The sequence below is a fragment of the Primorskyibacter flagellatus genome, assembly GCF_014638275.1.
GTDB classification, from domain to species: Bacteria; Pseudomonadota; Alphaproteobacteria; order Rhodobacterales; family Rhodobacteraceae; genus Pseudooceanicola; species Pseudooceanicola flagellatus_A.
Genome location: NZ_BMFJ01000001.1, coordinates 1,285,552 through 1,308,582, shown reverse-complemented (window position 1 = coordinate 1,308,582; position 23,031 = coordinate 1,285,552). Strand labels below are relative to the sequence as shown.

At 66.3% G+C, this 23,031-nt stretch carries 21 protein-coding genes; 10 read left to right on the top strand and 11 right to left on the bottom strand.

Features of this window, described 5'->3' with window-relative positions:
- Positions 1-64 precede the first annotated feature (64 nt).
- From IEV87_RS06455 to IEV87_RS06420, 8 genes are all read right to left on the bottom strand, one after another.
- Positions 65-1,246, bottom strand: a complete 1,182-nt coding sequence (locus IEV87_RS06455) for an aminotransferase (RefSeq protein ID WP_188476833.1) — start codon at positions 1,244-1,246, stop codon at positions 65-67.
- Positions 1,247-1,249: 3 nt separating this feature from the next.
- Positions 1,250-2,527, bottom strand: a complete 1,278-nt coding sequence (locus IEV87_RS06450; protein WP_188476832.1) for a branched-chain amino acid ABC transporter permease — start codon at positions 2,525-2,527, stop codon at positions 1,250-1,252.
- Positions 2,524-3,534 carry a branched-chain amino acid ABC transporter permease gene (locus IEV87_RS06445; protein ID WP_188476831.1) on the bottom strand — a complete coding sequence of 337 codons (1,011 nt, stop codon included), beginning with the start codon at positions 3,532-3,534 and terminating at the stop codon, positions 2,524-2,526. The genes IEV87_RS06450 and IEV87_RS06445 overlap by 4 nt, the downstream gene beginning before the upstream one ends.
- Entirely contained in the window at positions 3,534-3,878 is a 345-nt protein-coding gene (locus tag IEV87_RS06440; RefSeq protein WP_188476830.1) for a hypothetical protein, read from the bottom strand. The genes IEV87_RS06445 and IEV87_RS06440 overlap by 1 nt, the downstream gene beginning before the upstream one ends.
- Entirely contained in the window at positions 3,878-4,279 is a 402-nt protein-coding gene (locus IEV87_RS06435) for a hypothetical protein (RefSeq protein ID WP_188476829.1), read from the bottom strand. The genes IEV87_RS06440 and IEV87_RS06435 overlap by 1 nt, the downstream gene beginning before the upstream one ends.
- Positions 4,280-4,283: 4 nt before the next feature.
- Positions 4,284-5,015 (bottom strand): ABC transporter ATP-binding protein, encoded by a 732-nt coding sequence (locus IEV87_RS06430; protein WP_229737447.1) that lies wholly within the window; start codon positions 5,013-5,015, stop codon positions 4,284-4,286.
- The gene (locus tag IEV87_RS06425) at positions 5,012-5,791 is read right to left on the bottom strand and encodes an ABC transporter ATP-binding protein (RefSeq protein ID WP_188476828.1); all 780 of its coding nucleotides are present in this window, start codon (positions 5,789-5,791) and stop codon (positions 5,012-5,014) included. The genes IEV87_RS06430 and IEV87_RS06425 overlap by 4 nt, the downstream gene beginning before the upstream one ends.
- 79 nt (positions 5,792-5,870) lie before the next feature.
- Positions 5,871-7,064 carry an ABC transporter substrate-binding protein gene (locus tag IEV87_RS06420; RefSeq protein ID WP_188476827.1) on the bottom strand — a complete coding sequence of 398 codons (1,194 nt, stop codon included), beginning with the start codon at positions 7,062-7,064 and terminating at the stop codon, positions 5,871-5,873.
- Between the two features lie 132 nt (positions 7,065-7,196).
- On the opposite strand from IEV87_RS06420, the gene IEV87_RS06415 reads away from it, so the two are divergent.
- Positions 7,197-8,282, top strand: a complete 1,086-nt coding sequence (locus IEV87_RS06415; protein WP_188476826.1) for a PQQ-dependent sugar dehydrogenase — start codon at positions 7,197-7,199, stop codon at positions 8,280-8,282.
- A gap of 260 nt (positions 8,283-8,542) precedes the next feature.
- On the opposite strand, the gene bmt is transcribed toward IEV87_RS06415, so the two are convergent.
- The 3 genes from bmt to IEV87_RS06400 form a co-directional block, all read right to left on the bottom strand.
- Complete coding sequence (gene bmt, locus IEV87_RS06410; RefSeq protein ID WP_188476825.1) at positions 8,543-9,556, bottom strand: betaine--homocysteine S-methyltransferase; 1,014 nt, start codon at positions 9,554-9,556, stop codon at positions 8,543-8,545.
- Between the two features lie 81 nt (positions 9,557-9,637).
- Positions 9,638-11,479, bottom strand: a complete 1,842-nt coding sequence (locus IEV87_RS06405) for a phosphatidylglycerol lysyltransferase domain-containing protein (protein ID WP_188476824.1) — start codon at positions 11,477-11,479, stop codon at positions 9,638-9,640.
- A 285-nt stretch (positions 11,480-11,764) separates the two neighbouring features.
- Positions 11,765-12,076, bottom strand: a complete 312-nt coding sequence (locus IEV87_RS06400) for a DUF1476 domain-containing protein (protein WP_188476823.1) — start codon at positions 12,074-12,076, stop codon at positions 11,765-11,767.
- A 158-nt stretch (positions 12,077-12,234) separates the two neighbouring features.
- Here IEV87_RS06400 and purC point away from each other — a divergent pair, with 158 nt between their 5' ends.
- The 9 genes from purC (at position 12,235) to IEV87_RS06355 (ending at position 22,649) form a co-directional block, all read left to right on the top strand.
- Entirely contained in the window at positions 12,235-12,993 is a 759-nt protein-coding gene (gene purC / locus IEV87_RS06395; protein ID WP_188476822.1) for a phosphoribosylaminoimidazolesuccinocarboxamide synthase, read from the top strand.
- A gap of 40 nt (positions 12,994-13,033) precedes the next feature.
- The gene (gene purS, locus IEV87_RS06390) at positions 13,034-13,264 is read left to right on the top strand and encodes a phosphoribosylformylglycinamidine synthase subunit PurS (RefSeq protein WP_188476821.1); all 231 of its coding nucleotides are present in this window, start codon (positions 13,034-13,036) and stop codon (positions 13,262-13,264) included.
- A gap of 4 nt (positions 13,265-13,268) precedes the next feature.
- Positions 13,269-13,721, top strand: coding sequence for a hypothetical protein (locus IEV87_RS06385; protein WP_188476820.1), 453 nt, complete (start codon positions 13,269-13,271; stop codon positions 13,719-13,721).
- 390 nt (positions 13,722-14,111) lie between these two features.
- Positions 14,112-14,612, top strand: a complete 501-nt coding sequence (locus IEV87_RS06380; protein ID WP_188476819.1) for a hypothetical protein — start codon at positions 14,112-14,114, stop codon at positions 14,610-14,612.
- Positions 14,613-14,687: 75 nt separating this feature from the next.
- Positions 14,688-15,575, top strand: coding sequence for a DMT family transporter (locus IEV87_RS06375; RefSeq protein ID WP_188476818.1), 888 nt, complete (start codon positions 14,688-14,690; stop codon positions 15,573-15,575).
- Positions 15,576-15,633: 58 nt separating this feature from the next.
- Positions 15,634-16,302 carry a phosphoribosylformylglycinamidine synthase subunit PurQ gene (purQ, locus tag IEV87_RS06370; protein WP_188476817.1) on the top strand — a complete coding sequence of 223 codons (669 nt, stop codon included), beginning with the start codon at positions 15,634-15,636 and terminating at the stop codon, positions 16,300-16,302.
- Between the two features lie 75 nt (positions 16,303-16,377).
- Positions 16,378-18,144, top strand: coding sequence for a sensor histidine kinase (locus IEV87_RS06365; protein ID WP_188476816.1), 1,767 nt, complete (start codon positions 16,378-16,380; stop codon positions 18,142-18,144).
- 18 nt (positions 18,145-18,162) lie between these two features.
- A complete protein-coding gene (locus IEV87_RS06360; RefSeq protein ID WP_188476815.1) occupies positions 18,163-19,500 on the top strand; it encodes a sigma-54-dependent transcriptional regulator in 1,338 nt (445 codons plus the stop codon).
- A gap of 488 nt (positions 19,501-19,988) precedes the next feature.
- Positions 19,989-22,649, top strand: coding sequence for an Rne/Rng family ribonuclease (locus IEV87_RS06355; protein ID WP_188476814.1), 2,661 nt, complete (start codon positions 19,989-19,991; stop codon positions 22,647-22,649).
- Positions 22,650-23,031 lie beyond the last annotated feature (382 nt).

The following is a 23,031-nucleotide window of genomic DNA, read 5'->3' as shown; positions in this document are numbered from 1 at the left end:
CAGGTCCGAGGATGACGGAGCGCGGGGGAATAACGGCGCATGGAGGACACGGGGAACGATGCCGTCAGCCCGTAAACCCCGCCAGCCGGTCGATCATCCGCGCGATCCCCGCCGCGTCGAGATTGGCGAAGGCCACCCGCATCGTGCGCTGCCCGAAGGCGTCGCCCTCCGGCGTGAACATGGTACCCGGCAGCATCAGAATCCCGGCTTCCGCCACCAGCCGTTTCGCGATCACGTCCGACGGCGCGTCGAAGGGATGTTCCAGATAGGCGAAATAGGCGCCCGCCCCGCGCAGCTTCCAGCCCTTCTGTGCCAGCGGGGCAAAGCCGGCGCGGATCGCATCGCCGCGGGCGAGGATTTCCGCCCGTTCCCCCGCAAGCCACTGGCCGAGGTTGCGCATCCCCCAGAGCGCAGCGAACTGTCCGATCTGGGCCGGGCAGATGGTGACGGTGTCGAGGTATTTCTCCACCTCCGCCAGCCGCGCGGGCGAGGCGAGCATTGCGCCAACCCGGTGCCCCGTCAGCCGGTAGGCCTTGGAGAAGGAATAGAGCTGCACCAGCGTCCGGTCCCAGTCGGGCCGGGTGAACAGATCGTGCAGCGGCAGGTCGGAGGAATGGAAATCGCGGTAGGTTTCGTCCAGAATCAGGGTGATGCCGCGGCTTTCGCACAGATCGTAAAGCGCGCCGATCAGCTCTGCCGGGTATTCGACCCCCGCCGGATTGTTCGGGCTGACGACGGCGATGGCGCGGGTGCGGTCGGTGACAAGCGCCTCGGCCGCCGCGACGTCCGGCAGCAGCGCCGCATCGGTCGGCAGGGGCACCGCGACCGCGCCGATCATGTCCAGCGCCATCTTGTGGTTGAAGTACCAGGGCACCGGCAGCAGCACCTCGTCGCCCTCGGCCAAAAGCGTGGCGATGGTGGCGCAGAAGGCTTCATTGCAGCCGGAGGTGATGGCGACATGGGCGGGGGTGATCTCTCCGCCATACGCCGTAAGCCACTGGCCGGCGACCTCCTCCCTCAGCGCGGGCAGGCCGAGCACCGGACCATAGAGATGGGCCTGCGGGTCTTCGACCGCGACGCGCGCGATCTCGCGGCGCAGGGCATCGGTCGGCGGGTCGACTGGCGCGGCCTGCGACACGTTGATGAGGTCCATCCCCGCGGGCAGGGTGGACTCCGCCAGCCAGCGGCGGGCCTCCATCACCGGCGGGGCAAAGGTCGTTGCGGTACGGGGCAGGGGGCGGGTCATGGATCAGCGCTCCGGGATCAGGCCGCGCGGAGAGAACCGCAGCACCAAAAGCATCAGCACCCCCATGGTGAACATCCGCATGTAGGCGGCGCTGTCCATGAGGTCGGTCTTGAAATCCCCGTCCGGCAGCCCGGCGGTGATGCCGGACATCAGCCAGGTGCCCACGGGTTCGACCTGCACCCAGAGGAACCAGATCAGCAGCCCGCCGAGCACCGCGCCGAAGTTGTTGCCGGACCCGCCGACAATCACCATCACCCAGATCAGGAAGGTGAAACGCAGCGGCTGGTAGGTCCCCGGCACAAGCTGCCCGTCGAGCACGGTCATCATCGCCCCGGCCACCCCGCAGACGGCGGAGCCGAGGATGAAGACCTGAAGATGCCGTCCGGTCACGTCCTTGCCCATGGCCTCGGCGGCGGTCTCGTTGTCGCGGATCGCGCGCATCATCCGCCCCCAGGGAGAGTTCAGCGCCAGCTGCGCCAGCACCAGCAGGATCAGCAGCACTGCGGTGAACAGCAGCGAATAGCCCAGCTTCACCGCGATGGTGGAGGCGGTCACGGTATCCGTGAAGCGTTCGGCGAAGGCGGGGTTCTCCTGCAACTGCACTGCGGTCGGCAGGGGCGAGGGGATGCCGATCACGTTCTTGACGCCGCGGGCGAGCCAGTCCTCGTTCTTCATCACGGCCAGGATGATCTCGGCAATGCCGAGCGTCGCGATGGCAAGGTAGTCGGACCGCAGGCCGAGGGCCGTCTTGCCGATCAGCCAGGCCGCCCCGGCGGCCAGCAGCCCGCCCATGGGCCAGGACACCAGCACCGGCAGGCCGAACCCGCCGAGGTTGCCCTGGAGCGCGGGGTTCACCGCCTCGATCGCGTCGCGCGCGGGATCGAACAGCATGCGGTAGATCACGACCCCCGCCAGCAGCGCCGCGGCGACCAGCCAGCCGCGCCGGGGCAGCTGCGACTTCCACAGCGCGACAGCGGCGGCAAAGGTCCCTGCCAGCACGGCCAGCGCGAGGATCAGCCGCGGCCCGCCTGCCGCCCATGCGGCGGTCACCGGCGGCATGGAGGTCACGGCGACCGCCAGCCCGCCAAGCGCGACGAACCCCATGACGCCGACGTTGAAAAGCCCCGCAAAACCCCATTGCAGGTTCACGCCAAGCGCCATGATCGCGGAAATCAGCCCCATGTTGAGGATTTGCAGCGCAAGGTTCCAGCTCTGGATCAGGCCGGTTGCGACGATCAGCAGCGCCACGAGAAGGAACAGGGAGGCGTCGCGCAGAGTCATACCGATTTCCCGCTGAAGAGCCCGGTCGGGCGGAAGAGGAGGACGATCAGGAGGATCACGAAGGACACCGCGAATTTGTAATCGGTGGAGATCATCTGGACCAGACCCTCGGGGGCGAGGGAGTCGGGCAGCGCGTAGGTCAGCACCTTCTTCCAGCCATAGGCGATCAGCACCTCGGAAAAGGCGATGACGAAACCGCCGACGATGGCGCCGATCGGATTGCCCAGCCCCCCGACGATGGCCGCCGCGAAAAAGGGCAGCAGAAGTTGAAAATAGGTGAAGGGTTTGAAGGACTTGTCCAGCCCGTAAAGCGTGCCCGCCAGCGTCGCCAGTGCCCCCACGATCAGCCAGGTGACCATCACGACCCGCTCCGGGTTGATGCCCGACAGCAGCGCGAGGTCCTCGTTGTCGGAATAGGCGCGCATGGACTTGCCGGTGCGGGTGCGGTTCAGGAACCAGAAAAGCCACGCCACGGCGATCACCGCGATCACCACGGTCAGCGCCTGTCCGGTCTTGATCGCCAGCCCTTCGTCCAGACCCGTCATCTCCTTGAAGGTGCGGGCCGAGATCAGGAATCGTTCGCCATCGGCAAAGTTCCGGTCCTTGGGCCCGATGATCAGCCGCACCAGACCGTTGGTGACGAACATCACCCCCATGGAGACGATGACGAGCACGACCGGCTTCGCCCTCTGCGCCCTGTAGAAGCGATAGACGTAGCGGTCGGTCAGCAGCATAAGCGCCATGCAGGCCAGCATCCCGAAGGGCAGGGCGAGCAGGGCGGTCGGCAGCGGGCCGAGGCTGACGCCCCAGCCCTGGAACACGCCGGTCATCAGCACGACGACCATGGTCCCGAAGGCCATGGTGTCGGAATGCGCGAAGTTCGAGAACCGCAGGATCCCGTAGATCAGTGTCACGCCGAGAGCGCCGAGCGCCAGCTGCGACCCGTAGGCCAGCGCCGGGACGATCACGAAATTCGCCAGCGTGACAAGGGCGTTGAGGAAATCCATCAGCCCACCTTCTCGCAGAGACCAAGATAGGTGATGCTCTGTGGTCCCTGTGTCACATGGGCGGTGAACCGCGCCGCCCGCGGCCCGGCGGAGAGCAGGTAGACCGCGCCCTCGGAATGCACGAACACTGTAAGGACGTCCGGTTCGTCCCGCTTGGCGAGGATCGGGAAGGTGCCGAAATCGGTCACCATCTTGTCCTCACCGCTGCGCACCTCGACCGTGAAGTCACTTGCGGCACAGGCTTCATCCTCATAGCATTCCTTGCTGAAATTGCAGGAATAATCCGACGCGAGCGCGGGCAGGGGCAGGGGCAGGGCCAGCAGGGACATCAGCAGCACGCGCATCAGAAGCTGACCCCGCAGGTCATCAGACCGGTTTCCGCCCATGGGTCGGGCCCGGTGCCCTGACGGATCAGGACGGCCGTGTCTTCGCCGGTTACGGTCAGCGTCATGCGGGTGTCCTCGGTCGGTTTCCAGACGAAGGGGCCAAGCTGCGACAGGCCTTGCGCCAGAACCGGCGTGCCGTCGTTTTCAGTTACGGCGTAAGTTCCCGTGCCTGCTTCGTCTATCTTGTTGGGGGAAATGATGAAATCCGCCGGACCTTCGCCGGGTTCGCACTGCCCGCCGGTATCGCAGGCGGTCACGACCGAACAGGTGAGCGTCAGCCGCGCGCCCTCGGCCAGCAGCGACGTGGCGGCCAGCGGAGCGGTGGCGGACAGGATCAGGAGGAGCGCGATACGGACCATCCCCTCAGCCCCCCAGAAAGCTGCGCCGGACCTGTTCGTCCGCCAGCAGCGCCTTCCCGGTGCCGGTATGGGCATTCGCCCCCTGCACCAGCACATAGCCCCTGTCCGCGATGGCCAGAGCCTGCCGCGCATTCTGTTCCACCATCAGCACCGGCAGCCCGGTGCGCGCAATTTCGATAATTCGGTCAAACAATTCGTCCATCACGATCGGGCTGACACCCGCAGTTGGTTCATCCAGCATCAGCACCTTCGGTTTCGTCATCAGCGCGCGTCCCACGGCCACCTGCTGCCGCTGACCGCCGGAAAGTTCGCCCGCCGCCTGATACCGCTTCTCCTTGAGGATCGGGAACAGGTCGTAAACGCTTGCCATCGTTCCGGAAATGTCGTCCTCGCGGATGAAGGCGCCCATTTCCAGGTTCTCTTCCACGGTCATGGAGGGGAAGATGTTGTTGACCTGAGGCACGAACCCCATCCCCTTGCGCACCCGGTCCTGTGGAGACAGCATGGTGATGTCCTCTCCGTCCAGCAGCACGGCGCCGGAGCGGACCTCGAGCATGCCGAACAGGGCTTTCATGGCTGTGCTTTTGCCTGCGCCGTTCGGACCGACGATGACCGCGATCTCTCCCGGGTTCACGGCGATGGTGCAGCCATGCAGGATGTCGGGACCGCGCCCGTAGCCGCCGGTGATCTCCTGGCCCGCGAGGAAGGGCTGTGCCGCCACGCCGTCCGCGCTCACCCGGCGAGTTCCTTGTTCTTGAGCCCGGTGCCCAGATAGGCCTCGATCACCTGCTCGTTCGCCTTGATCTCTTCGAGCGTGCCCTCGGCGAGCACGCGCCCCTCGGCCATGCAGATGACGGGATCGCAGAGCTTTCCGATGAAATCCATGTCATGTTCGATGACCACGAAGGTATAGCCGCGTTCACGGTTCAGCCGCAGGATCGCGTCGGCGATGGTCATCAGCAGGGTGCGGTTCACCCCGGCCCCGACCTCGTCCAGGAAGACGATCCGGGCATCCACCATCATGGTACGCCCCAGTTCCAGCAGCTTTTTCTGCCCGCCGGACAGATTTCCGGCCTTCTCGTCCGCCAGATGCGCGATTGTCAGGAAGTCCAGCACCTCATCGGACTTACGCCGTAAGGCAACCTCCTCCGATGCGATCATTCCGCGCCGGAACCATGCGTTCCAGAGCGTTTCGCCGGACTGGTTGCCGGGCACCATCATCAGGTTTTCCCGCACCGTCATCGAATGGAATTCATGCGCGATCTGAAAGGTGCGCAGCAGGCCCTTGTGGAACAGCGCGTGCGGCGGCAGGCCGGTGATGTCCTCGCCATGCATCGTCACCCGGCCCGAGGTCGGGGGCAGCAGCCCTGCAATCACGTTGAACAGCGTGGTCTTGCCCGCGCCATTGGGACCGATCAGCCCGGTGATCGACCCTTCGCGGATCGTCAGGCTGGCCCCGTCCACGGCATGGAAGCCGCCGAAATGCTTGTGAATGTCGTCGACGACGATCATGCGTGTCCCCATGTCGGCCGGGCGTTCCGCCTCTTGCCGCGAAGAAGGACGGCCCTGGTCCGGGCCGTCCTCCGATGCCTCAGCGGTACTTGACGGTTTCGATCTTGCCGTCGGCGAAGGTGATCTCGCGGTAGTTGCCCGCGGATTCACCCGGTCCGATCAGTTCGACTGCCGTTGCGCCGACATAGTCGATATCGGTGCCCGCCGCGATCAGTTCGAGAGCCTTGCCAAGCTCTCCGGGATAGATCTTCTCGCCGGGCGCATTGGCCAGGTCCATGATCTTGCCCTTGTAGTCCGCCGGCTCGACCGAGTTCGCCGCCTGCATCGCCAGCAGGATCAGCGCCGCCGCGTCATAGCTTTCCGGCGTGAAGGGGGACGTCGCGTCGAAAGCGCCTGCGACCATGTCGGTGAACATTGCCGCGCCTTCGCTGTCGGTGCCCGGGTGCTGGCCGGAGGAGCCGGTCAGTTCCGCGCCGAAGTTGTCCTCCAGCGCCTGGCCGATCATGCCGTCCGGGAAGTGGAAGGTGTCGAAGGCGCCGGCGTCCAGCGCGCCGCGCACGATGCCGCCGCCGCCCTGATCGATGTAGCCCGCAACCACCAGCCGGTCGCCACCGGCGGAGGCCAATGCCGCGACTTCGGCCGAATAGTCCGCCTTGCCGTCCTCATGCGCGGCCGAGATGGTGACATTGCCGCCCGCCGCCTCGAACGCCTTCTGGAAGCTGTCGGCAAGACCCTTGCCGTAGTCGTTGTTGGTGTAGGTCAGTGCGACCGACTTGATGCCCTGTTCCATCAGGACCTCGGTCATCACCACGCCCTGACGCGCATCCGACGGGGCGGTGCGGAAGAACAGGCCGTTGTCCTCGGTCTCCGACAGGCCCGGAGAGGTCGCGGAGGGAGAGATCATCACGACGCCGTTCGGCACGGCCACGTTGGTCAGGATTGCGCCGGTCACGCCGGAACAGTCCGCGCCCACAATGCCCTTCACGCCTTCGGCAGTGATCAGGCGTTCGGCGGCGGCGGTGGCCGCACCCGCGTCGACGCAGGTGGAATCCGCGCGCACCGGGGTCACCTTGGCGCCGCCCAGAAGCTTGCCGCTGTCGGTCACTTCCTTCATTGCCAGTTCCGCGCCGTCCGCCATGGAGGGCGTCAGCGATTCAATCGGCCCGGTAAAGCCGAGGATCACCCCGAGCTTCACTTCGCTCATGTGGCTTTCGGCAAGGGCCGGGGCGGTCAGCGCGGCCAGAGCCGCACCCGCCAGAAGAAGCTTTTTCATGTTAGTCTCCCTGATTGGAACAAAGTCCTGCGCGGGATGCTATGCGCGCTCAGAACAAAAGAAAAGTGTTTGTGAACAGCGGTTGCGGTGACGTCATCCGGGGCTACCTTTCCGGTGAAAAAGGAGACGTCCATGACCCGCATTCTCGCCATCCTCGCCCTGCTTGCCGGGTTCGCCCCGGCGGCGCAGGCGCTTGAAACCTCGGCCGGCACGCTCCGGGTGGAGCAGGTGGCCTCCGGTTTCGACACCCCCTGGGCCATCGGGTTTCTTCCCGATCAGGGATTTCTGGTGACGGAGAAGCGCGGGCGGCTCTGGCTGGTGCAGGAAGGCGAGGCACGGCAGGTGACGGGCCTGCCCGACATCCACGTCGAAGGGCAGGGCGGGCTTCTGGACGTCCTTGTTCCCCGGGACTTCGCCAGCACGCGGGAGATTTTCCTGACCCACGCGATCCGACAGCCCCAGGGCAGCGGAACGGCCCTCTCGCGCGGCACCCTGTCGTCGGACGGCACCCGGCTGGAGAACGTCGAGACCCTGTTCCAGATGGCGCCCGGCACGTCCGGCGGCCGGCACTACGGATCCCGCCTGGCCGAGGGGCCGGAGGGGCATCTTTTCATGACCATCGGAGAGCGTGGCGACCGGCCCGCCGCGCAGGACCTGTCGCGGCACAACGGATCCGTCATCCGGCTGAACCGCGACGGAACGGTGCCGGACGACAACCCCTTTGTCGGCGAGACGGGCGCACAGCCGGAGGTCTGGTCCTACGGTCATCGCAATCCGCAGGGCATGGCGATGGACGAAACAGGCACCATCTGGGTCAGCGAACACGGCGCGCGCGGCGGGGACGAGGTGAACCGGATCGACCGCGGCGCGAATTATGGCTGGCCGGTGATCTCCTACGGCCGGCACTACTCCGGCGCGCGGATCGGCGAGGGGACGGAGAAGTCGGGGATGGCGCAGCCGGTGCACTACTGGGACCCGTCCATCGCGCCCTCGGGCATGGCGTTCTACGACGGCACGGTCGCGGACTGGCAGGGTGACGCCTTCGTGGGATCGCTGAAGTTCGACTACATCTCGCGGCTGTCGGGCGATCCGCTGCAGGAGGTGGAGCAGATCAAGTCGCCCGAGACCGCGCGGGTCCGGGATGTCCGCATCGGACCGGACGGGGCGCTTTGGTTCGTGTCGGAGGATCGTGGGGCGGTTTTCAGGATAGTTGAGTGATAACAGTTATAAAGAGCGCATTGCTGAAGTGATGCGCTAGACGGGGCGGAAACCTCGGACGTAGGGCAGAGCCCGTACGGGCAGGTGCGGGGCCGCATCAGTCATTATGACCTTGTTAGGTGCCGTCATCCTCGGGCTTGACCCGAGGATCTCCATGCAATCGGCGAAACACACGACATGAAGTCCCCGGGTCAAGCCCAAGGATGACGGCCAGCGAAGTCCAAGACCCTCGCCGTGAACTTACGCCGTCAGCTCCGCCGTCAACCCCGCCGCCGTCCGCGGCGTTCCCGTGTCGGTCCGGTGTCGTCCCCGGTCCCGTCCGAAGCCGAGGAGAACCCGCCCAGCACTTCCGTCACCCGCTCCAGCGTGGGCCGGTCGCCGCGCGGCCGGGTCTCCAGCGCCTCGCGCATCTTCGCCAGATGCTCCGGCATCGTGCCGCAGCAGCCGCCTATGATCGTCGCCCCGCAGTCCCGCGCCATCACGGCATATTCGCCCATGAGTTCCGGCGTGCCATCGTAGTGGATATGCCCGTCGTGATACTTCGGAATGCCGGCGTTGCCCTTGGCGATGATCGGACGCTCCACCCCCTGCGCGGCGAATCCCAGGACCGTGCGCAACAGGTCCGACGCACCGACGCCGCAGTTCGCGCCATAGGCCAGCGGCGGGTTCGGCAGCTTTTCCACCATCGCCACCATCGCTTCGGAGGTCACGCCCATCATCGTGCGCCCCGCCGTGTCGAAGGACATCGTCCCGCACCATGGCATCCCGGCAAGCGCGAAGGCCTCCGCCGCCGCCTTGTATTCCTCGGGCGCGGAAATCGTCTCCAGCCAGAGCACGTCGGCCCCGCCTTCCTTCAGCCCTTCGGCCTGTTCGTGGAACATCTCCACGGCAAGCTCGTGCGTCAGCGTGCCCATGGGTGCCATGATGTCGCCGGTCGGCCCGACGGAGCCCGCGACAACCACGGTCCGGCCAGAGGCATCCGCCACCTCGCGACCCAGTTCCGCCGCGATCCGGTTCAGTTCCCGCACCCGGTCCTGCGCGTTGTGCAGTTTCAGGCGCGAGGCATTGCCGCCGAAGGTATTCGTCAGGAACAGGTCGCTGCCCGCGTTCACAGCGTAGGAATAGAGCGTCTTGATCTTCTCCGGCTCTTCCACGTTCCACAGCTCGGGCGCATCGCCGGAGGACAGGCCCATGTTGAACAGGTTCGTGCCCGTTGCGCCATCGGCCATCAGCCAGTCGCGGGTGGCGAGAAGCTTGGAAAGGGTGTCGGTCATTGCGTCCTCCGGTCAACTGGGCCCACGGGCCTCTGCCGGTCACATAACCTGCGCTCCGCGATGATGGAAGGGCAGGCGGGCTCAGGACCCGCGAATGCTGCGCGCAATATCCGCCCCGGCCAGCACAAGCGATGCCATGTCGGGCGCCGCGATATAAAGCGGGGCGCGGCGGGGACCGAAGCTGTCCTTGAACCGGATCAGCCCGTTGCCCCCGGTCCGCGCCGCGATCCGCGCGCGCAGGCGGGCGGTGATCCGGCCGTCGCGGGCAGGGCGGGCGGGCATGGCGGCAAGGGTCATGCGGGACCGTCCCTCTGCCCCGGCGGCGGCGATGGCGGCCACGACAAGGCTGTGCATGGTCCCGTCCGGCACATCGGCCTCGTGCCGCATGATGTCGAGCGCGAGGTCGCGGCTCGTCTCGTGCAGGGTGACGAAGGCGACGGCACGCCCCGCGATCCGGGCGACGAAAATCCGCTGGTGCAAAAGGTAGTCCCGATCGAAGCGCCCCATGGAGAAGCCGCGCGCCCCGCCATGTTCGGCGACCCAGAGCGCATCGATGCGCGCCAGCTCGTTCATCAGCGGGGCGGAGGCGGTCTCCTGCGTCACCTGCACCCCGGCCTTCTCCGCCTGACGCAGCTTGCGCCGGAGTTGCCGCGCGCCGGAGCCTTCCAGCGAATGACCCGACAGGTCGATCACCGCATCGTCGGCCACCCGCATCACCCGCCATCCGGCGCGCCGCGCCGCCAGCGCCGTGCGGGCCGAACATTTGTAGATCGCCGGGACCAGCATCCGTTCCCGCGCGGCGCGGCTCAGGGCGCGCACGGTATCCGCCGGGGTGCCGGACATGGGATCGAACAGCAGGGCCAGGCACTGCCCGGTCTCGACCACCGCCGCGCTTCCGGTGCCGGAGTCGAGCGACAGCGCCCTGTTCTGCCGCGCCACGCCACATTCCGCCCGCGGCGCATGCGGCAGGTCGCGCGACCGTGCGGCGGCGCGGTCCGGTGCGGCGGGGGCGAAACGGAAGGGGAAGGCCAGCGGAATGACCGCGATCAGCGCCGGCACCGCGTAGTAGATCACGCGCCAGGCCAGCACCGCGCCAAGCAGCGGTTCCTGTCCCACGGCCGGCAGCAGGGCCAGCAGTGTCAGTTCGAACGGACCCGCCCCGCCGGGGGTTGAGCTGAACAGCCCCGCGCCAAGCGCCAGCGCGAAGATGGGCAGCAACGTCGTGTACCCGACGGAGAGGGAGCCCGGCATCAGGATATGCAGCGCCGCCGCCGCGGCGGTCAGGTCCACTGCCGTCAGCACCAGCATGGACAACAGGGTGCGCAGGCTTGGCATCCGGACAGAGAACTGCCCGACCCGCAGCACCGGCCGCAGGACAACCAGCGTCGCCAGTCCGATGAGCGCCGCCAGCACCGCGAAGGCCAGCAGCGGCGGCAGTGCCACCCCCGGCAGCAGCGCGCAGAGCGCCACGGTAATCAGACCCCAGGACGCCAGGAAGCTGACCGAAACAGCACCGGTCACGGTGGCCGCCATTGCCGGGGTCGTGCCCGCCAGCATCCGCCAGCGCGCCAGCGCCCCGGTCACCACGCCAAGGCCCAGCACCTGCGCCAGCGCGATCGAACCCGCGCCGGTCATCCGCGCCACATCCGCCGGAACCCCGGTGCGCAGGTGGCGGTGCATCACCGCGTCATAGGTCCCGATGGCCCAGAAGGACAGCGCCGTCGCCACCGCGGCCCCGGCCCACTGGCTGATCGAGGTGGTGCGCACAACCTCGGCCACCGCGTGAAAGTCCAGCCCGCGGATCTGTCCGCTCAGCAGCCAGATGCAGATGGCGCCGACAATCAGCGGCAGGCCGGATTTCACCAGTCGGCGGGAGGCGGCCGCGCGCAGGACGGCGGCCCTCGGGGGGCTGTTTCGGGTCATCAGGTCTCACTCCACTCACTGGAAGCGTGGGATAGGGTTCAAGTCCTACCGAGGCCTTAACGACTGCCGCTTTGGAAGAACTGCTCGGGCCCGGTCTTTGCCGGTTTGTTTTGAAATTATGCGCAAAATTGGGCGGTACGCAAGAAAATCCGCGTTTCCCGCGTCAACCTATCCTCCTGTATACTTCACCTCGTCCCGCCGCCGCCGGCGCGGGACCCCGGTCAAGAAAACGGCGCGGTCCCCTAGGGGAACCGCGCCGCATGGCGGGCCCGGAAGGGCGCGCCCTCATTCTTCCATGAGCTGGCCCTTGGCGACCTTGTGCAACTGCTCCAGCTTGGCGCGGATCTCCGCATCCGTCGCCTTGTCGCCCAGGTCGGCCGACACCTTGCGTACCACGTCCTCGTGGCCCGCCTCTTCGAAATCCGCCTTCACCACTTCGCGGGCATAGGCATCGGCATCCGCGCCGGTCTTGCCCAGAAGCTCCGCCGCCCAGAGGCCGAGCAGCTTGTTGCGGCGCGCCTCGGCGCGGAACTGCATCTCCTGGTCGTGGGCATATTTGTTCTCGAATGCGTTTTCGCGATCGTCGAAGGTGCTCATGGCCGTGGTCCCTTGCGTGAAATACCGTCCGCCCCGATATGCCTTCGCGGGCGCTGCGGCGCAAGGCCCGCGCTCTGCTTGCGACAATGCCGCCCATGCACTAAGAGGGCGCGACAGATGCGTGGGCCGTGGTGAGGGGCCCGAATGAAAGGGCAGCCATGGCACGGCGCAAGAAAATCTACGAAGGCAAGGCGAAAATCCTCTACGAAGGCCCGGAGCCGGGCACCATCGTGCAGTATTTCAAGGACGACGCCACCGCCTTCAACGCCCAGAAGAAAGCCACCATCGAAGGCAAGGGCGTGCTGAACAACCGCCTCAGCGAATATTTCATGACCGGCCTGTCGACCATAGGCGTGCCGACTCATTTCATCCGCCGCCTGAACATGCGTGAACAGCTGGTGCGCGCCTGCGAGATCATCCCGCTCGAGATCATCGTGCGCAACTTTGCCGCCGGATCGCTGGCCACCCGTCTCGGGATCGAGGAGGGCACGGCCCTGCCGCGCCCGATCGTCGAATACTGCTACAAGGACGACAAGCTGGGCGACCCGCTGGTGACCGAAGAGCATATCGCCGCCTTCGGATGGGCCAGCCAGCAGGACATGGACGACATCCTCAGCCTCGCTCTGCGCGTCAACGACTACATGTCCGGCCTGATGTACGGCGTCGGGATCCGTCTGGTGGATTTCAAGATCGAGATCGGCCGCGTGTATGACGGCGACTTCCAGCGCCTTGTCGTGGCGGACGAGATCAGCCCGGACAGCTGCCGTCTCTGGGATATCGAGACCGGGCAGAAGCTGGACAAGGACGTGTTCCGCCGCGATCTCGGTTCGCTGACCGATGCCTATACAGAAGTCGCGCGGCGTCTTGGCGTGATCCCCAAATCCAACGGCCACTCCAAGCCGACGCTGATCAACTGACCCCTTCCGCGGTTGCGGAAATGCGAAGAAAGGTTCCCCGATGAAAGCCCGCGTTCATGTCATGCTGAAGGACGGCGTTCTGGACCCGCAGGGGGAGGCCGTGCGCCACGCGCTCGGCTCGCTTGGCTTCGAGGGTGTCGCGGGCGTGCGTCAGGGCAAGGTGATCGAGCTCGACCTGGCCGAGGGTACGACGGAAGACACCGTGCGTGAGATGTGCGAACGCCTGCTGGCCAACACGGTGATCGAGAGCTACTCGGTCGACCTGGGCTGAGCCGGTGTCCGGCCGGCTCCGCGTGGACTGGCCGACCTTCTGGGGCGCGGTGTTCTTCCTGCTGATCGGCGGAGGCTTCGCGATCTTCGGCGGCTATCAGGTCCTGACGACCCACGCCTTCATGCGCGCGGCCGAAGAAACCGGGGCCGTGGTGCTGGAGAACCCCGAAAGCTGCGACGACGACGGCTGCACCTGGTGGCCGACCTTCCGCCTGACCGCGCCGGATGGAACGGAACGCCGCATGCGAACCCGCTTCGGCGCCTCCAACTACGGCTGGAGCGAGGGGGCCGAGGTCACGGTTCTGACGAACCCGGCCTATGGGTACGTCCGCATACCCGGAGCCGGTAACCTCTACCTGCTCGGCGGCGCGTTCTTCGCGCTCGGCATGCTGCCCGTGGTCATAGCGGTCTGGCTGATGGCGCGCGTGGTTTTTTCGCGGGAAGGCGGGGCGGAGTGATTGGCGGGGCAGGGTGGTGGCGTGGGCCCCACCCTGAAGCGCCCGCAGGATAGGGTTCAACGCCATCATCGCGCCCGTGATCCTGCCGTATGACAAGGGACTACACCGGAACCCCACGCTCCGTCGCCTCATTCCCCGTCATCCTCGGGCTTGATCCGAGGATCTCGTGAAGGAGGAAGACTCTCGGGGCGCGCCCGAGAGTGAAGGGGGCGCGAGGAGGCGGGAGATCCTCGGAACAAGTCCGAGGATGACAGCCCGCTCCCTGCCCCCCCAAAGAACGTCGCCCGCACGGTCCGGAATTCCCGCCTTTGTCCCGTCACATCCGTGCGATAGCCTCCGCCCGACTGGCGCAGCGCGAACGGCTGGACGCGACAGGCGGAGGACCTCGCGATGATTACACTGGCATTCTACAAGGGCCGCGGATCGACATGGTGGATCCGCCTGCAGGACGGGCTGATCCGTTTCGCCACTCGCTCCCCCTACAGCCATGTCGAACTGATCGTCGGCCGGGCAGAGCATGACCGGGAAGAAACCTGCCTCTCCTCCTCCGGCCGGGACGGGGGCGTGCGGGAAAAGCGCATCGTGCTGGAACGCGCCAAGTGGGACCTCGTCGATCTGACCGACCAGCAGGACGAGATCGGCACCTTCATCCGCGACCGCATCGGCGCGCGCTATGACTACTGGGGCATCGTCTTCAGCCAGATCCTTTCGCTCGGGCGCCACGACGCCTCGAAATGGTTCTGTTCCGAAATCTGCGCCGCCGCGCTCGGCATGGCCAACGCGCAGCGGATGAGCCCGCAGGCGCTTTACGACATGGTCAACTGGCGCCGTCCGCCGCCCGACCCCTCACCGCTGCCCGCCGACCCGCCCGCGCCGCCGCAGATCGGGTGAGCGAACGGAGCACTGCTGACCGTCCCTGTCAGCAGAGCGATGGCGGTCAAATCGGAGCGGTGGCATTCTGCCGCGATGAAAGCCGTCCTGTATATCCTCGGGTCCGTGGCTCTGATGGCCCTGGCGGATGCCCTTATCAAGCTGTCCAGCGCGACACTGTCGCTTTGGCAGATTTTCGTCATGCGGTCCGCCGTCGGATTGCCGCTGACCGCAGGCGTCGCCCTGGCGGCCGGTTCGAGGCTCGGGCTGCGGAGACCGGGGTGGGCGCTGATCAGGTCGGGGCTGCTGGTCCTGACCTGGCTGCTCTACTACGCCTCGCTTGGTGTCCTGCCGTTGTCGGTTGCGGCCGCGGCGATCTACACCAATCCGATCCTGACCGCGCTGCTGACCGCGGTTGTCCTGCGCCGACCGGTCGGCGCGCGGTGCTGGTGCGGCATGGCGCTTGGATTTGCGGGCATGCTTTTCGTCGTGCGGCCGGATGGAGCAATCTCGCCTGCGCTGGCCCTGCCTCTGCTGGCGGCGCTGACCTACGCCGTGGCCATGATCCTGACCCATGCGAAGTGTCAGGATGAGTCTCCGCTGGCCCTGGCCTGCACGCTGCAGGGCGCCTTCCTGCTGACCGGGCTGGCCGGGTCTGCCGTCGTGATGCTGTGGACGCCCGGTTCCGGCCTGCCGTTCCTTGCCGGTCCCTGGGGCCCTGCGGGGGCTGATGTCTGGGCGCTCATGGCCGCGCTTGCCCTGTTGTCCGTCCTGTATTTCGCGGGGGTCGCCCGCGCCTATCAGACCGGCGCACCGCCGGTCATCGCGGCATTCGACTACGCCTATCTGCTCTGGGCGGCCCTCTGGGGGGCCGTGATCTTTGCCGAACGCCCGACGGTCGGGATGCTCGCGGGAATGGCCCTGATCGCGGCCGGGGGCTTTCTGGCCACGCAAAAGCGCGGCGCGTCCGCTCCCGCCTCTTGAGTCGCGCGACATTCGGGCGTATGCAGCCCGCATCCCCCCAGATATGGAGCATCCGCCCATGAAGGCCGCCATCCTCGTCTTTCCCGGATCGAACTGCGACCGCGACCTGCAGACCGCCTTCGAAAAGGCCGGGGCGGATGTCACGATGGTATGGCACAAGGACAACGCCCTTCCGGCAGGAACGGACATCGTCGGCGTGCCCGGCGGTTTCTCCTACGGGGATTACCTGCGCTGCGGCGCGATCGCGGCGAATTCCCCGATCTGCGGCTCGCTCAGGGAACATGTGGCGCGCGGGGGCTATGCGCTTGGAATCTGCAACGGTTTCCAGATCCTGACCGAAACCCGGATCCTGCCCGGCGCGCTGTTGCGCAATGCCGACCTGAAATACCTCTGCAAGACCGTGTCGCTTCAGGTGAAGACCTCGGACAGCGATTTCACCCGGGCCTGGAATGCAGGTACGGAACTGCGTATTCCGATCGCCCATCACGAGGGCAACTACCGGGCCGACGCAGAGCTTATGAAACAGCTCGAGGCCGAGGACCGGATCGCCTTCACCTACAACGACAACCCGAACGGCTCTGCCGGGAACGTCGCCGGTGTGCTGAGCGAAAACCGCCGCGTCCTGGGCATGATGCCCCACCCCGAACGCGCCGCGGACGAGGTTCTGGGCGGCACCGACGGGCGGGCGATGTTCACGTCGCTGATGAACGCGCTGGTTTCCGCCTGAGCAACACGCGGTTTCGCCCGTCTGGCTTGAGCGGATCGGCCCGCTGACCTAGATTACGGTATGCAGGAAACCACCATGCCTCCCCAGCCCCTGCCGGCACGCCGGATCGGCGGGCCGACGTTCAGCTGGCGCAGCCGGGTGGCGCTTGGCGTGTTTTTCCTGATCGCGCTGGCGACGATCTGGATCACCAACTCCGCGCTGACAGACCGTTTCACCCAGAACACCCGCAACCGCGCCGAACTGCGCCTCGCACTCTACGGCGGCAACCTGGTCAGCGAACTGCGGCGCAATTCCATCGTGCCGCAGCTGCTGGCGCGCGACCCGACGCTGATCGGGGCGCTGAACTCCGCCGACTATTCCCAGTCCACGCAGCGCCTGATCTCCTTCGTCGACGAAATCGGCGCGGCCTCACTGATGCTGCTGGACAAGGACGGGCGCACCGTGGCCGCGACCGACCGCAACCGGCTTGGGGAAATGCACTCCGGCCTGCAGCATTTCGTCGATGCGCTGGCCTCGACCGGCACCGTCTTCACCGTCGCCGCGCGCGAAGGGGTCGGCTACCGGTTCACCTATTCCCGCCGGATGGAAAGCAGCGGCACCACCGCTGGCGTGATCGTGGTCGAGGTCGACCTGCAGAAGTTCGAACGGGCCTGGGCCGGGATTTCCGACGCCGTGCTGGTCACCGACAGCACCGGAGAGATCATCCTCGCCACCGAACCGCGCTGGCGCGGCCTGACCGAGGGCGTGGCGCTGAAGCGCGAACCGCCCGAAACGGCGATCCAGCGCGCCATTCAGGCCACCGCCGACTGGTCCGCGCTGCCCGCCGACGCCTACGTGAAGGGCGAGGCCGTGATGCGCGTCGCCTCACGCCTGCCGTTCCGGGGCTGGCAGATCGCATCCTTCACCACCTATGCCTCTGTCAGGGAGAAGGTGAACGGCGTGCTCGCGCTCGAAATCATGGGGTTCGCCATCCTCATGGCGCTGGCCTTCTACGCCCTCAGCCGCAAGAACGCGCTGCGCATGGCGCTCTTCCAGATGGAGTCGGCGGAACTCCGCGCATTGAACGAACGCCTGCAGCGGGAGATCGCCGAGCGGGAGCGGATGCAGAAGTCGCTCGCCGTGGCCGAACAGACCCTCGCACAGTCTTCCAAGCTGGCCGCACTGGGTGAGATGTCCGCCGCTGTCAGTCACGAGCTCAACCAGCCGCTCGCCGCGATGAAGACCTACCTCGCCGGGGCCGCCCTGCTGCTGCGCCGGAACCGCCCGGATGAGGCGCTGTCGTCCTTCCAGCGGATCGACGATCTCATCAACCGCATGGGCTCCATCACCCGCCAGCTGAAGAGCTATGCGCGCAAGGGAGGAGAGCAGTTCGCCCCTGTAAACGTTGGCGATGCGCTCAATTCCGCCCTGTCCATGATGGAGCCGCAGCTGCGTCAGCGCCAGATCCGCATCACCCGCGCCATCCCCGACCGTCCCGTGCGCGTCATGGCCGACCGGGTGCGTCTGGAACAGGTGCTCATCAACCTGCTGCGGAACGCGCTGGACGCAACCTCTACCGTCGCCAACCCCTCTGTCGACGTTATCCTGTCGGCCGGGGAAACCGCCACGATCACGGTGCGCGATAATGGTACGGGGATCGAGAATCTCGACGATCTTTTCGAACCTTTCTACACCACCAAGCAGCCCGGAGACGGGGTCGGCCTTGGTCTTGCCATCTCCTCGGGTATCGTGAACGACCTCGGCGGACGTCTGACCGCACGGAACGCAGAGACGGGTGGGGCTGTTTTCGAGATACAGCTGCCTATCTTGAACGAACAGGCAGAGATCGAAGCAGCCGAGTGATTGACCGGAGAACCGTAAATGCAAAAGGCCATGAAGATCGCGATTGTCGACGACGAACAGGACATGCGTCAGTCGATCAGCCAGTGGCTCGCCCTGTCGGGCTATGACACCGAAACCTTCCCGAGCGCGGAGGACGCGCTGAAATCCCTTGGTCCCGACTATCCGGGCATCGTGATTTCCGACATCCGCATGCCCGGCATGGACGGGATGCAGTTCCTGAGGAAGCTCATGGGATCGGACTCCGCCCTGCCGGTCATCATGATCACCGGCCACGGCGACGTGCCCATGGCGGTCGAGGCGATGCGCATCGGCGCTTTCGACTTTCTTGAAAAACCCTTCGACCCGGACCGCATGAACCAGCTGGCCAAGAAGGCCGCCAATGCCCGCCGTCTGGTGATGGACAACCGCCAACTGCGGCGCGAACTGTCGGACGGCGGTCAGCTGATGAAGAAGCTCATCGGCACCTCTCCGGCGATGGAACGGCTGCGCGAGGACATCCTCGACCTCGGCCAGGCCGACGGTCACGTCCTGATCGACGGCGAAACCGGCACCGGCAAGACGCTGGTCGCCCATGCCCTGCACGCCGTCGGCGCCCGCGCCGGAAAGAAATTCGTGCTGGTCTCCTGCGCCGCGATGGACAGCGATGCGCTGGCCAAGCGCCTGTTCGGCCCGATGAACCCCGAAGACAGCCAGCTGCCCGCCGTGGAAGAGGCGCGCGGCGGAACGCTGGTGCTGGAAGACGTTGAGGCGCTGAGCGACACTCTGCAGGGCAAGCTGCTGAACATGATCAACGAACAGGGCACGCCCGGCGAAACGCGGATCGTCGCGATCTCCAACATGCAGGAGGCCGACCGCACCTGCGAGGACGCGCTGCGCTCCGACCTGTTCTACCGCCTCGCCGCGCTCCGCATCACCGTCCCGCCGCTGCGCCAGCGCGGAGAGGACGTGCTGACCCTGTTCACCACCTTCACCGAACAGTTCTCCGAGGAATACGGCTGCGACGCCCCCAAGGTCGCCGCGCAGGAGGCCGCGCAGCTGCTCCAGGCGCCCTGGCCGGGCAACGTCCGTCAGCTGATCAACGTCGCCGAACGCGCAGTGCTCCAGTCACGCCGCGGGTCTGGCACCATCGCCTCGCTGCTGATGACCGAACACGATGACATGCAGTCCGTCGTGACGACCGAGGGCAAGCCGCTCAAGGAATACGTGGAGGCGTTCGAGCGCATGCTCATCGACAACACGATGCGCCGCCACAAGGGCTCCATCTCATCCGTCATGGATGAGCTCTGCCTGCCGCGCCGCACCCTGAACGAGAAGATGGCGAAGTACGGGCTTCAGCGCTCCGACTATATCAACTGACCGGATCGACCTACGGGATCACAGTGGTCGCGGCGTCCGTTCCGCAGGCAATTTTCCGATGCGAAACCGCCGCGACCATTTTCTCCATTGTCTTTTCACCACCCGCACCCCTATTGTGGACAAATGGCGTGACGCGAACAGGCGTCGGCGCACGTAAGTTTCTCTGCTCCGGATATTGCAGGGACCGTCCGAAAGACCGGCCCCGGATGACTGGACAGACCGAATGGATCCCGCAAGGGGTCATCCAAACGCCGGGCGGCCCGACAAGCTGACCAGGCACCGAACGGGCGGGACCTGCCACTGGCAGCAAACCGCCGGAGAAGAACCGCGATGAGGCGCGACGACATGACAGCAGGCAGGGGCAGGGCGCAGCCGCGCCGCCTCGCAGCTTTGCCGCGTCACGCCCGTACCATCGCCCTAATCAGACACGCCGATTTCGCCTCGGGTCCGCCAGGACCAAGGGAGGGATCCGCGCGCAATTGGATACAATGGCCAAGAAAATGCTCATCGATGCCACCCACGCGGAAGAGACCCGCGTCGTGGTGGTGGACGGAAACAAGGTCGAGGAATTCGACTTTGAATCGGAAAACAAACGCCAGCTAGCCGGCAACATATACCTCGCCAAGGTCACGCGGGTCGAACCCTCGCTCCAGGCAGCCTTTGTGGACTACGGCGGCAACCGCCACGGCTTCCTCGCCTTCTCGGAAATCCACCCGGATTACTATCAGATCCCCGTCGCGGACCGTGAGGCCCTGATGGAGGAAGAGCGCGCCTATGCCGAGGCGATGAAGGCGCGCGAAGAAGCCGACGAAAAACCGAAATCCCGTCGCCGCCGGCCGGCAAAGGCGGAAAAGGTCTCCTCCGACGATGCCGTCGCCACGGGCGAGGACATCTCCGGCATGGAAACCATCGACCTCGACGGCGAGGAGCCGGAAGAGGGCGAAGGCCTGTCCCCGATGGAAACGGTCGCCGAAACCCCGGTCGAAGAACCGGAGGACGACGATCACCACCACCACGACCACGACCACGCTGCCGAGGATACGGTGCGCGACGCCGCCGCTCTCGACGACGAGATCGAATCCGTCGCCGAAGAGGACGATCACGAAGACCTCCGCCCGGTCCGCAAGCCGCGCCCGCGCCGCTACAAGATCCAGGAGGTCGTGAAGGTCCGCCAGATCATGCTGGTGCAGGTCGTGAAAGAGGAACGTGGCAACAAGGGCGCCGCCCTCACCACCTATCTCTCGCTCGCCGGTCGTTATTGCGTGCTGATGCCCAACACCGCGCGTGGCGGCGGCATCTCCCGCAAGATCACCAACGCCGTCGACCGCAAGAAGCTCAAGGAAACCGCGTCGGAAATCGACGTGCCCAAGGGCGCGGGCCTGATCGTGCGCACCGCCGGGGCCAAGCGCACCAAGACCGAGATCAAGCGCGACTACGAATATCTCCAGCGCATGTGGGAACAGATCCGCGAACTGACGCTCAAGTCGATCGCGCCCGCCAAGATCTACGAGGAAGGCGACCTCATCAAGCGGTCCATCCGCGATCTTTACTCGCGCGACATCGACGAGGTTCTGGTGGAAGGCGAACGCGGCTACCGCAACGCCAAGGACTTCATGAAGATGATCATGCCGTCCCACGCCAAGAACGTGAAATACTACAACGAACAGATGCCGCTTTTCGCCCGCTACCAGGTCGAAAGCTACCTCGGCGCCATGTTCAATCCCGTCGTGCAGCTGAAATCCGGCGGCTACATCGTCATCGGCGTGACCGAGGCGCTGGTGGCCATCGACGTGAACTCCGGCCGCGCCACCAAGGAAGGCTCGATCGAGGATACGGCGACCAAGACCAACCTCGAAGCGGCCGAAGAAGTCGCCCGTCAGCTTCGCCTGCGCGACCTTGCCGGGCTGATCGTCATCGACTTCATCGACATGGACGAGCGCAAGAACAACCTCGCCGTCGAGAAGAAGCTGAAGGACAAGCTCAAGACCGACCGCGCACGCATTCAGGTCGGCCGCATCTCGGGCTTCGGCCTGCTGGAAATGTCGCGCCAGCGCCTCCGTCCGGGGATGCTCGAAGCGACCACGCAGCCGTGCCCGTCCTGCCACGGCACCGGCCTCATCCGGTCCGACGACTCCATGGCGCTGAACATCCTGCGCCAGATCGAGGAAGAGGGCACCCGCCGCCGCTCGCGCGAGGTGCTGGTGAAATGCCCGGTCGGCATCGCCAACTACCTGATGAACCAGAAGCGCGAACACGTTGCCGCGGTAGAGGCGCGCTACGGCCTTTCCGTCCGTATCGAGGGCGACCCGCACCTGGTCAGCCCCGATTTCACGCTTGAAAAGTTCAAGACCGCCACCCGCGTGGTTCCCGAGCCTTCTGCCGTGGTTTCGGCCGATGCCATGCTGATGGACCAGACCGACGACGACGTGGTCGAGGAGGAGATCGAGGAAGAAGAGGATCAGACCTCCGAAACTCAGGGCGAAAGCTCCGAAGGCGACGATCAGAAGCCCAAGAAGCGTCGCCGTCGCCGGCGGCGTCGGCGCGGCGGGTCCGGCAACGGCTCCGGCGACGACCAGGTGAACAGCGGCTCCGAAGGCGAGTCCGAGGGTGAGGGCGACAGCCCAGCCGAGTCGACCGGGGATGCGGCTGCTGACACGGACGAACCTGAAGCCGAAGGGGAAGGCGAGGGCGAAAAGCCCAAGCGCCGCTCCCGCTCCCGTTCGCGCAGCCGCAAGAAGTCCGACACGCCCGCCGAGGAGTCGGCGGAGACCGCGGACGCTGCTCCTGCCGAGCCCGAAGCCCCGGCGGAGGAAGCGGCACCAACCGAAGCCGAGGCCTCGGCAGAGGAAGAGGCCCCCAAGCCCAAACCCAAGCGCACCCGTTCGCGCGCCAAGAAGGCGGCAGAACCGGAGCAGCCCGCAGAGCCCGAGGCCGCAGCCGAACCTGCACCCGCGCCGGAACCGACGCCCGAGCCCACGCCCGAACCGGTCGCGGAAGCGGCGCCCGAGCCGGCTGCAGAAACCCAGCCAGCCCCGGAGCCAGCCCCCGAGCCCGCCAAGGAACCGGAGCTTGAACCCGCCGAGGCCGAAGCCGCCCCGGAGGACGACAAGCCCAAACGCCGCGGCTGGTGGTCCCTCGGCAAGGGCTGAGGCGATATGATTGAACGGAAACGGCGGCCCCCGCGGTCGCCGTTTTTGTTTCGCGCAATCGTCGGCGCCGGCCGCCATGCAGCCGCTTCCACCTCAAAGACCCGTCATCCTCGGGCACGACCCGAGGAGCTGCCCTCATGCGCGCTTCATCATGGGACCGACCGGGCAGGCAGGAGGACCATGTGATACGGGAGGGCGGAGAACCATGGGCGTGTTTGACGATCAGGCGGCGCAGGGTGGCAGGTGACCCTCGGGTCGAACCCGAGGATGACGCCGGGAGGGGGATGATCGGCCTCAGAATGCCGTTGGCGACGACGTGGCGCAGGGCGGCACAGGAGTCTCCGGTCAGACCAGAGGATAAAATCGGGAAGGGTGGATGAGG

Excerpts from the sequence above, each read along its gene's own strand:
- IEV87_RS06455 (WP_188476833.1), bottom strand. The coding sequence starts at position 1,246 with ATGACCCGCCCCCTGCCCCGTACCGCAACGACCTTTGCCCCGCCGGTG.
- IEV87_RS06450 (WP_188476832.1), bottom strand. The coding sequence starts at position 2,527 with ATGACTCTGCGCGACGCCTCCCTGTTCCTTCTCGTGGCGCTGCTGATC.
- IEV87_RS06445 (WP_188476831.1), bottom strand. The coding sequence starts at position 3,534 with ATGGATTTCCTCAACGCCCTTGTCACGCTGGCGAATTTCGTGATCGTC.
- IEV87_RS06440 (WP_188476830.1), bottom strand. The coding sequence starts at position 3,878 with ATGCGCGTGCTGCTGATGTCCCTGCTGGCCCTGCCCCTGCCCCTGCCC.
- IEV87_RS06435 (WP_188476829.1), bottom strand. The coding sequence starts at position 4,279 with ATGGTCCGTATCGCGCTCCTCCTGATCCTGTCCGCCACCGCTCCGCTG.
- IEV87_RS06425 (WP_188476828.1), bottom strand. The coding sequence starts at position 5,791 with ATGATCGTCGTCGACGACATTCACAAGCATTTCGGCGGCTTCCATGCC.
- IEV87_RS06420 (WP_188476827.1), bottom strand. The coding sequence starts at position 7,064 with ATGAAAAAGCTTCTTCTGGCGGGTGCGGCTCTGGCCGCGCTGACCGCC.
- IEV87_RS06415 (WP_188476826.1), top strand. The coding sequence starts at position 7,197 with ATGACCCGCATTCTCGCCATCCTCGCCCTGCTTGCCGGGTTCGCCCCG.
- bmt (WP_188476825.1), bottom strand. The coding sequence starts at position 9,556 with ATGACCGACACCCTTTCCAAGCTTCTCGCCACCCGCGACTGGCTGATG.
- IEV87_RS06405 (WP_188476824.1), bottom strand. The coding sequence starts at position 11,479 with ATGACCCGAAACAGCCCCCCGAGGGCCGCCGTCCTGCGCGCGGCCGCC.
- IEV87_RS06400 (WP_188476823.1), bottom strand. The coding sequence starts at position 12,076 with ATGAGCACCTTCGACGATCGCGAAAACGCATTCGAGAACAAATATGCC.
- purC (WP_188476822.1), top strand. The coding sequence starts at position 12,235 with ATGGCACGGCGCAAGAAAATCTACGAAGGCAAGGCGAAAATCCTCTAC.
- purS (WP_188476821.1), top strand. The coding sequence starts at position 13,034 with ATGAAAGCCCGCGTTCATGTCATGCTGAAGGACGGCGTTCTGGACCCG.
- IEV87_RS06380 (WP_188476819.1), top strand. The coding sequence starts at position 14,112 with ATGATTACACTGGCATTCTACAAGGGCCGCGGATCGACATGGTGGATC.
- IEV87_RS06375 (WP_188476818.1), top strand. The coding sequence starts at position 14,688 with ATGAAAGCCGTCCTGTATATCCTCGGGTCCGTGGCTCTGATGGCCCTG.
- purQ (WP_188476817.1), top strand. The coding sequence starts at position 15,634 with ATGAAGGCCGCCATCCTCGTCTTTCCCGGATCGAACTGCGACCGCGAC.
- IEV87_RS06365 (WP_188476816.1), top strand. The coding sequence starts at position 16,378 with ATGCCTCCCCAGCCCCTGCCGGCACGCCGGATCGGCGGGCCGACGTTC.
- IEV87_RS06360 (WP_188476815.1), top strand. The coding sequence starts at position 18,163 with ATGCAAAAGGCCATGAAGATCGCGATTGTCGACGACGAACAGGACATG.
- IEV87_RS06355 (WP_188476814.1), top strand. The coding sequence starts at position 19,989 with ATGGCCAAGAAAATGCTCATCGATGCCACCCACGCGGAAGAGACCCGC.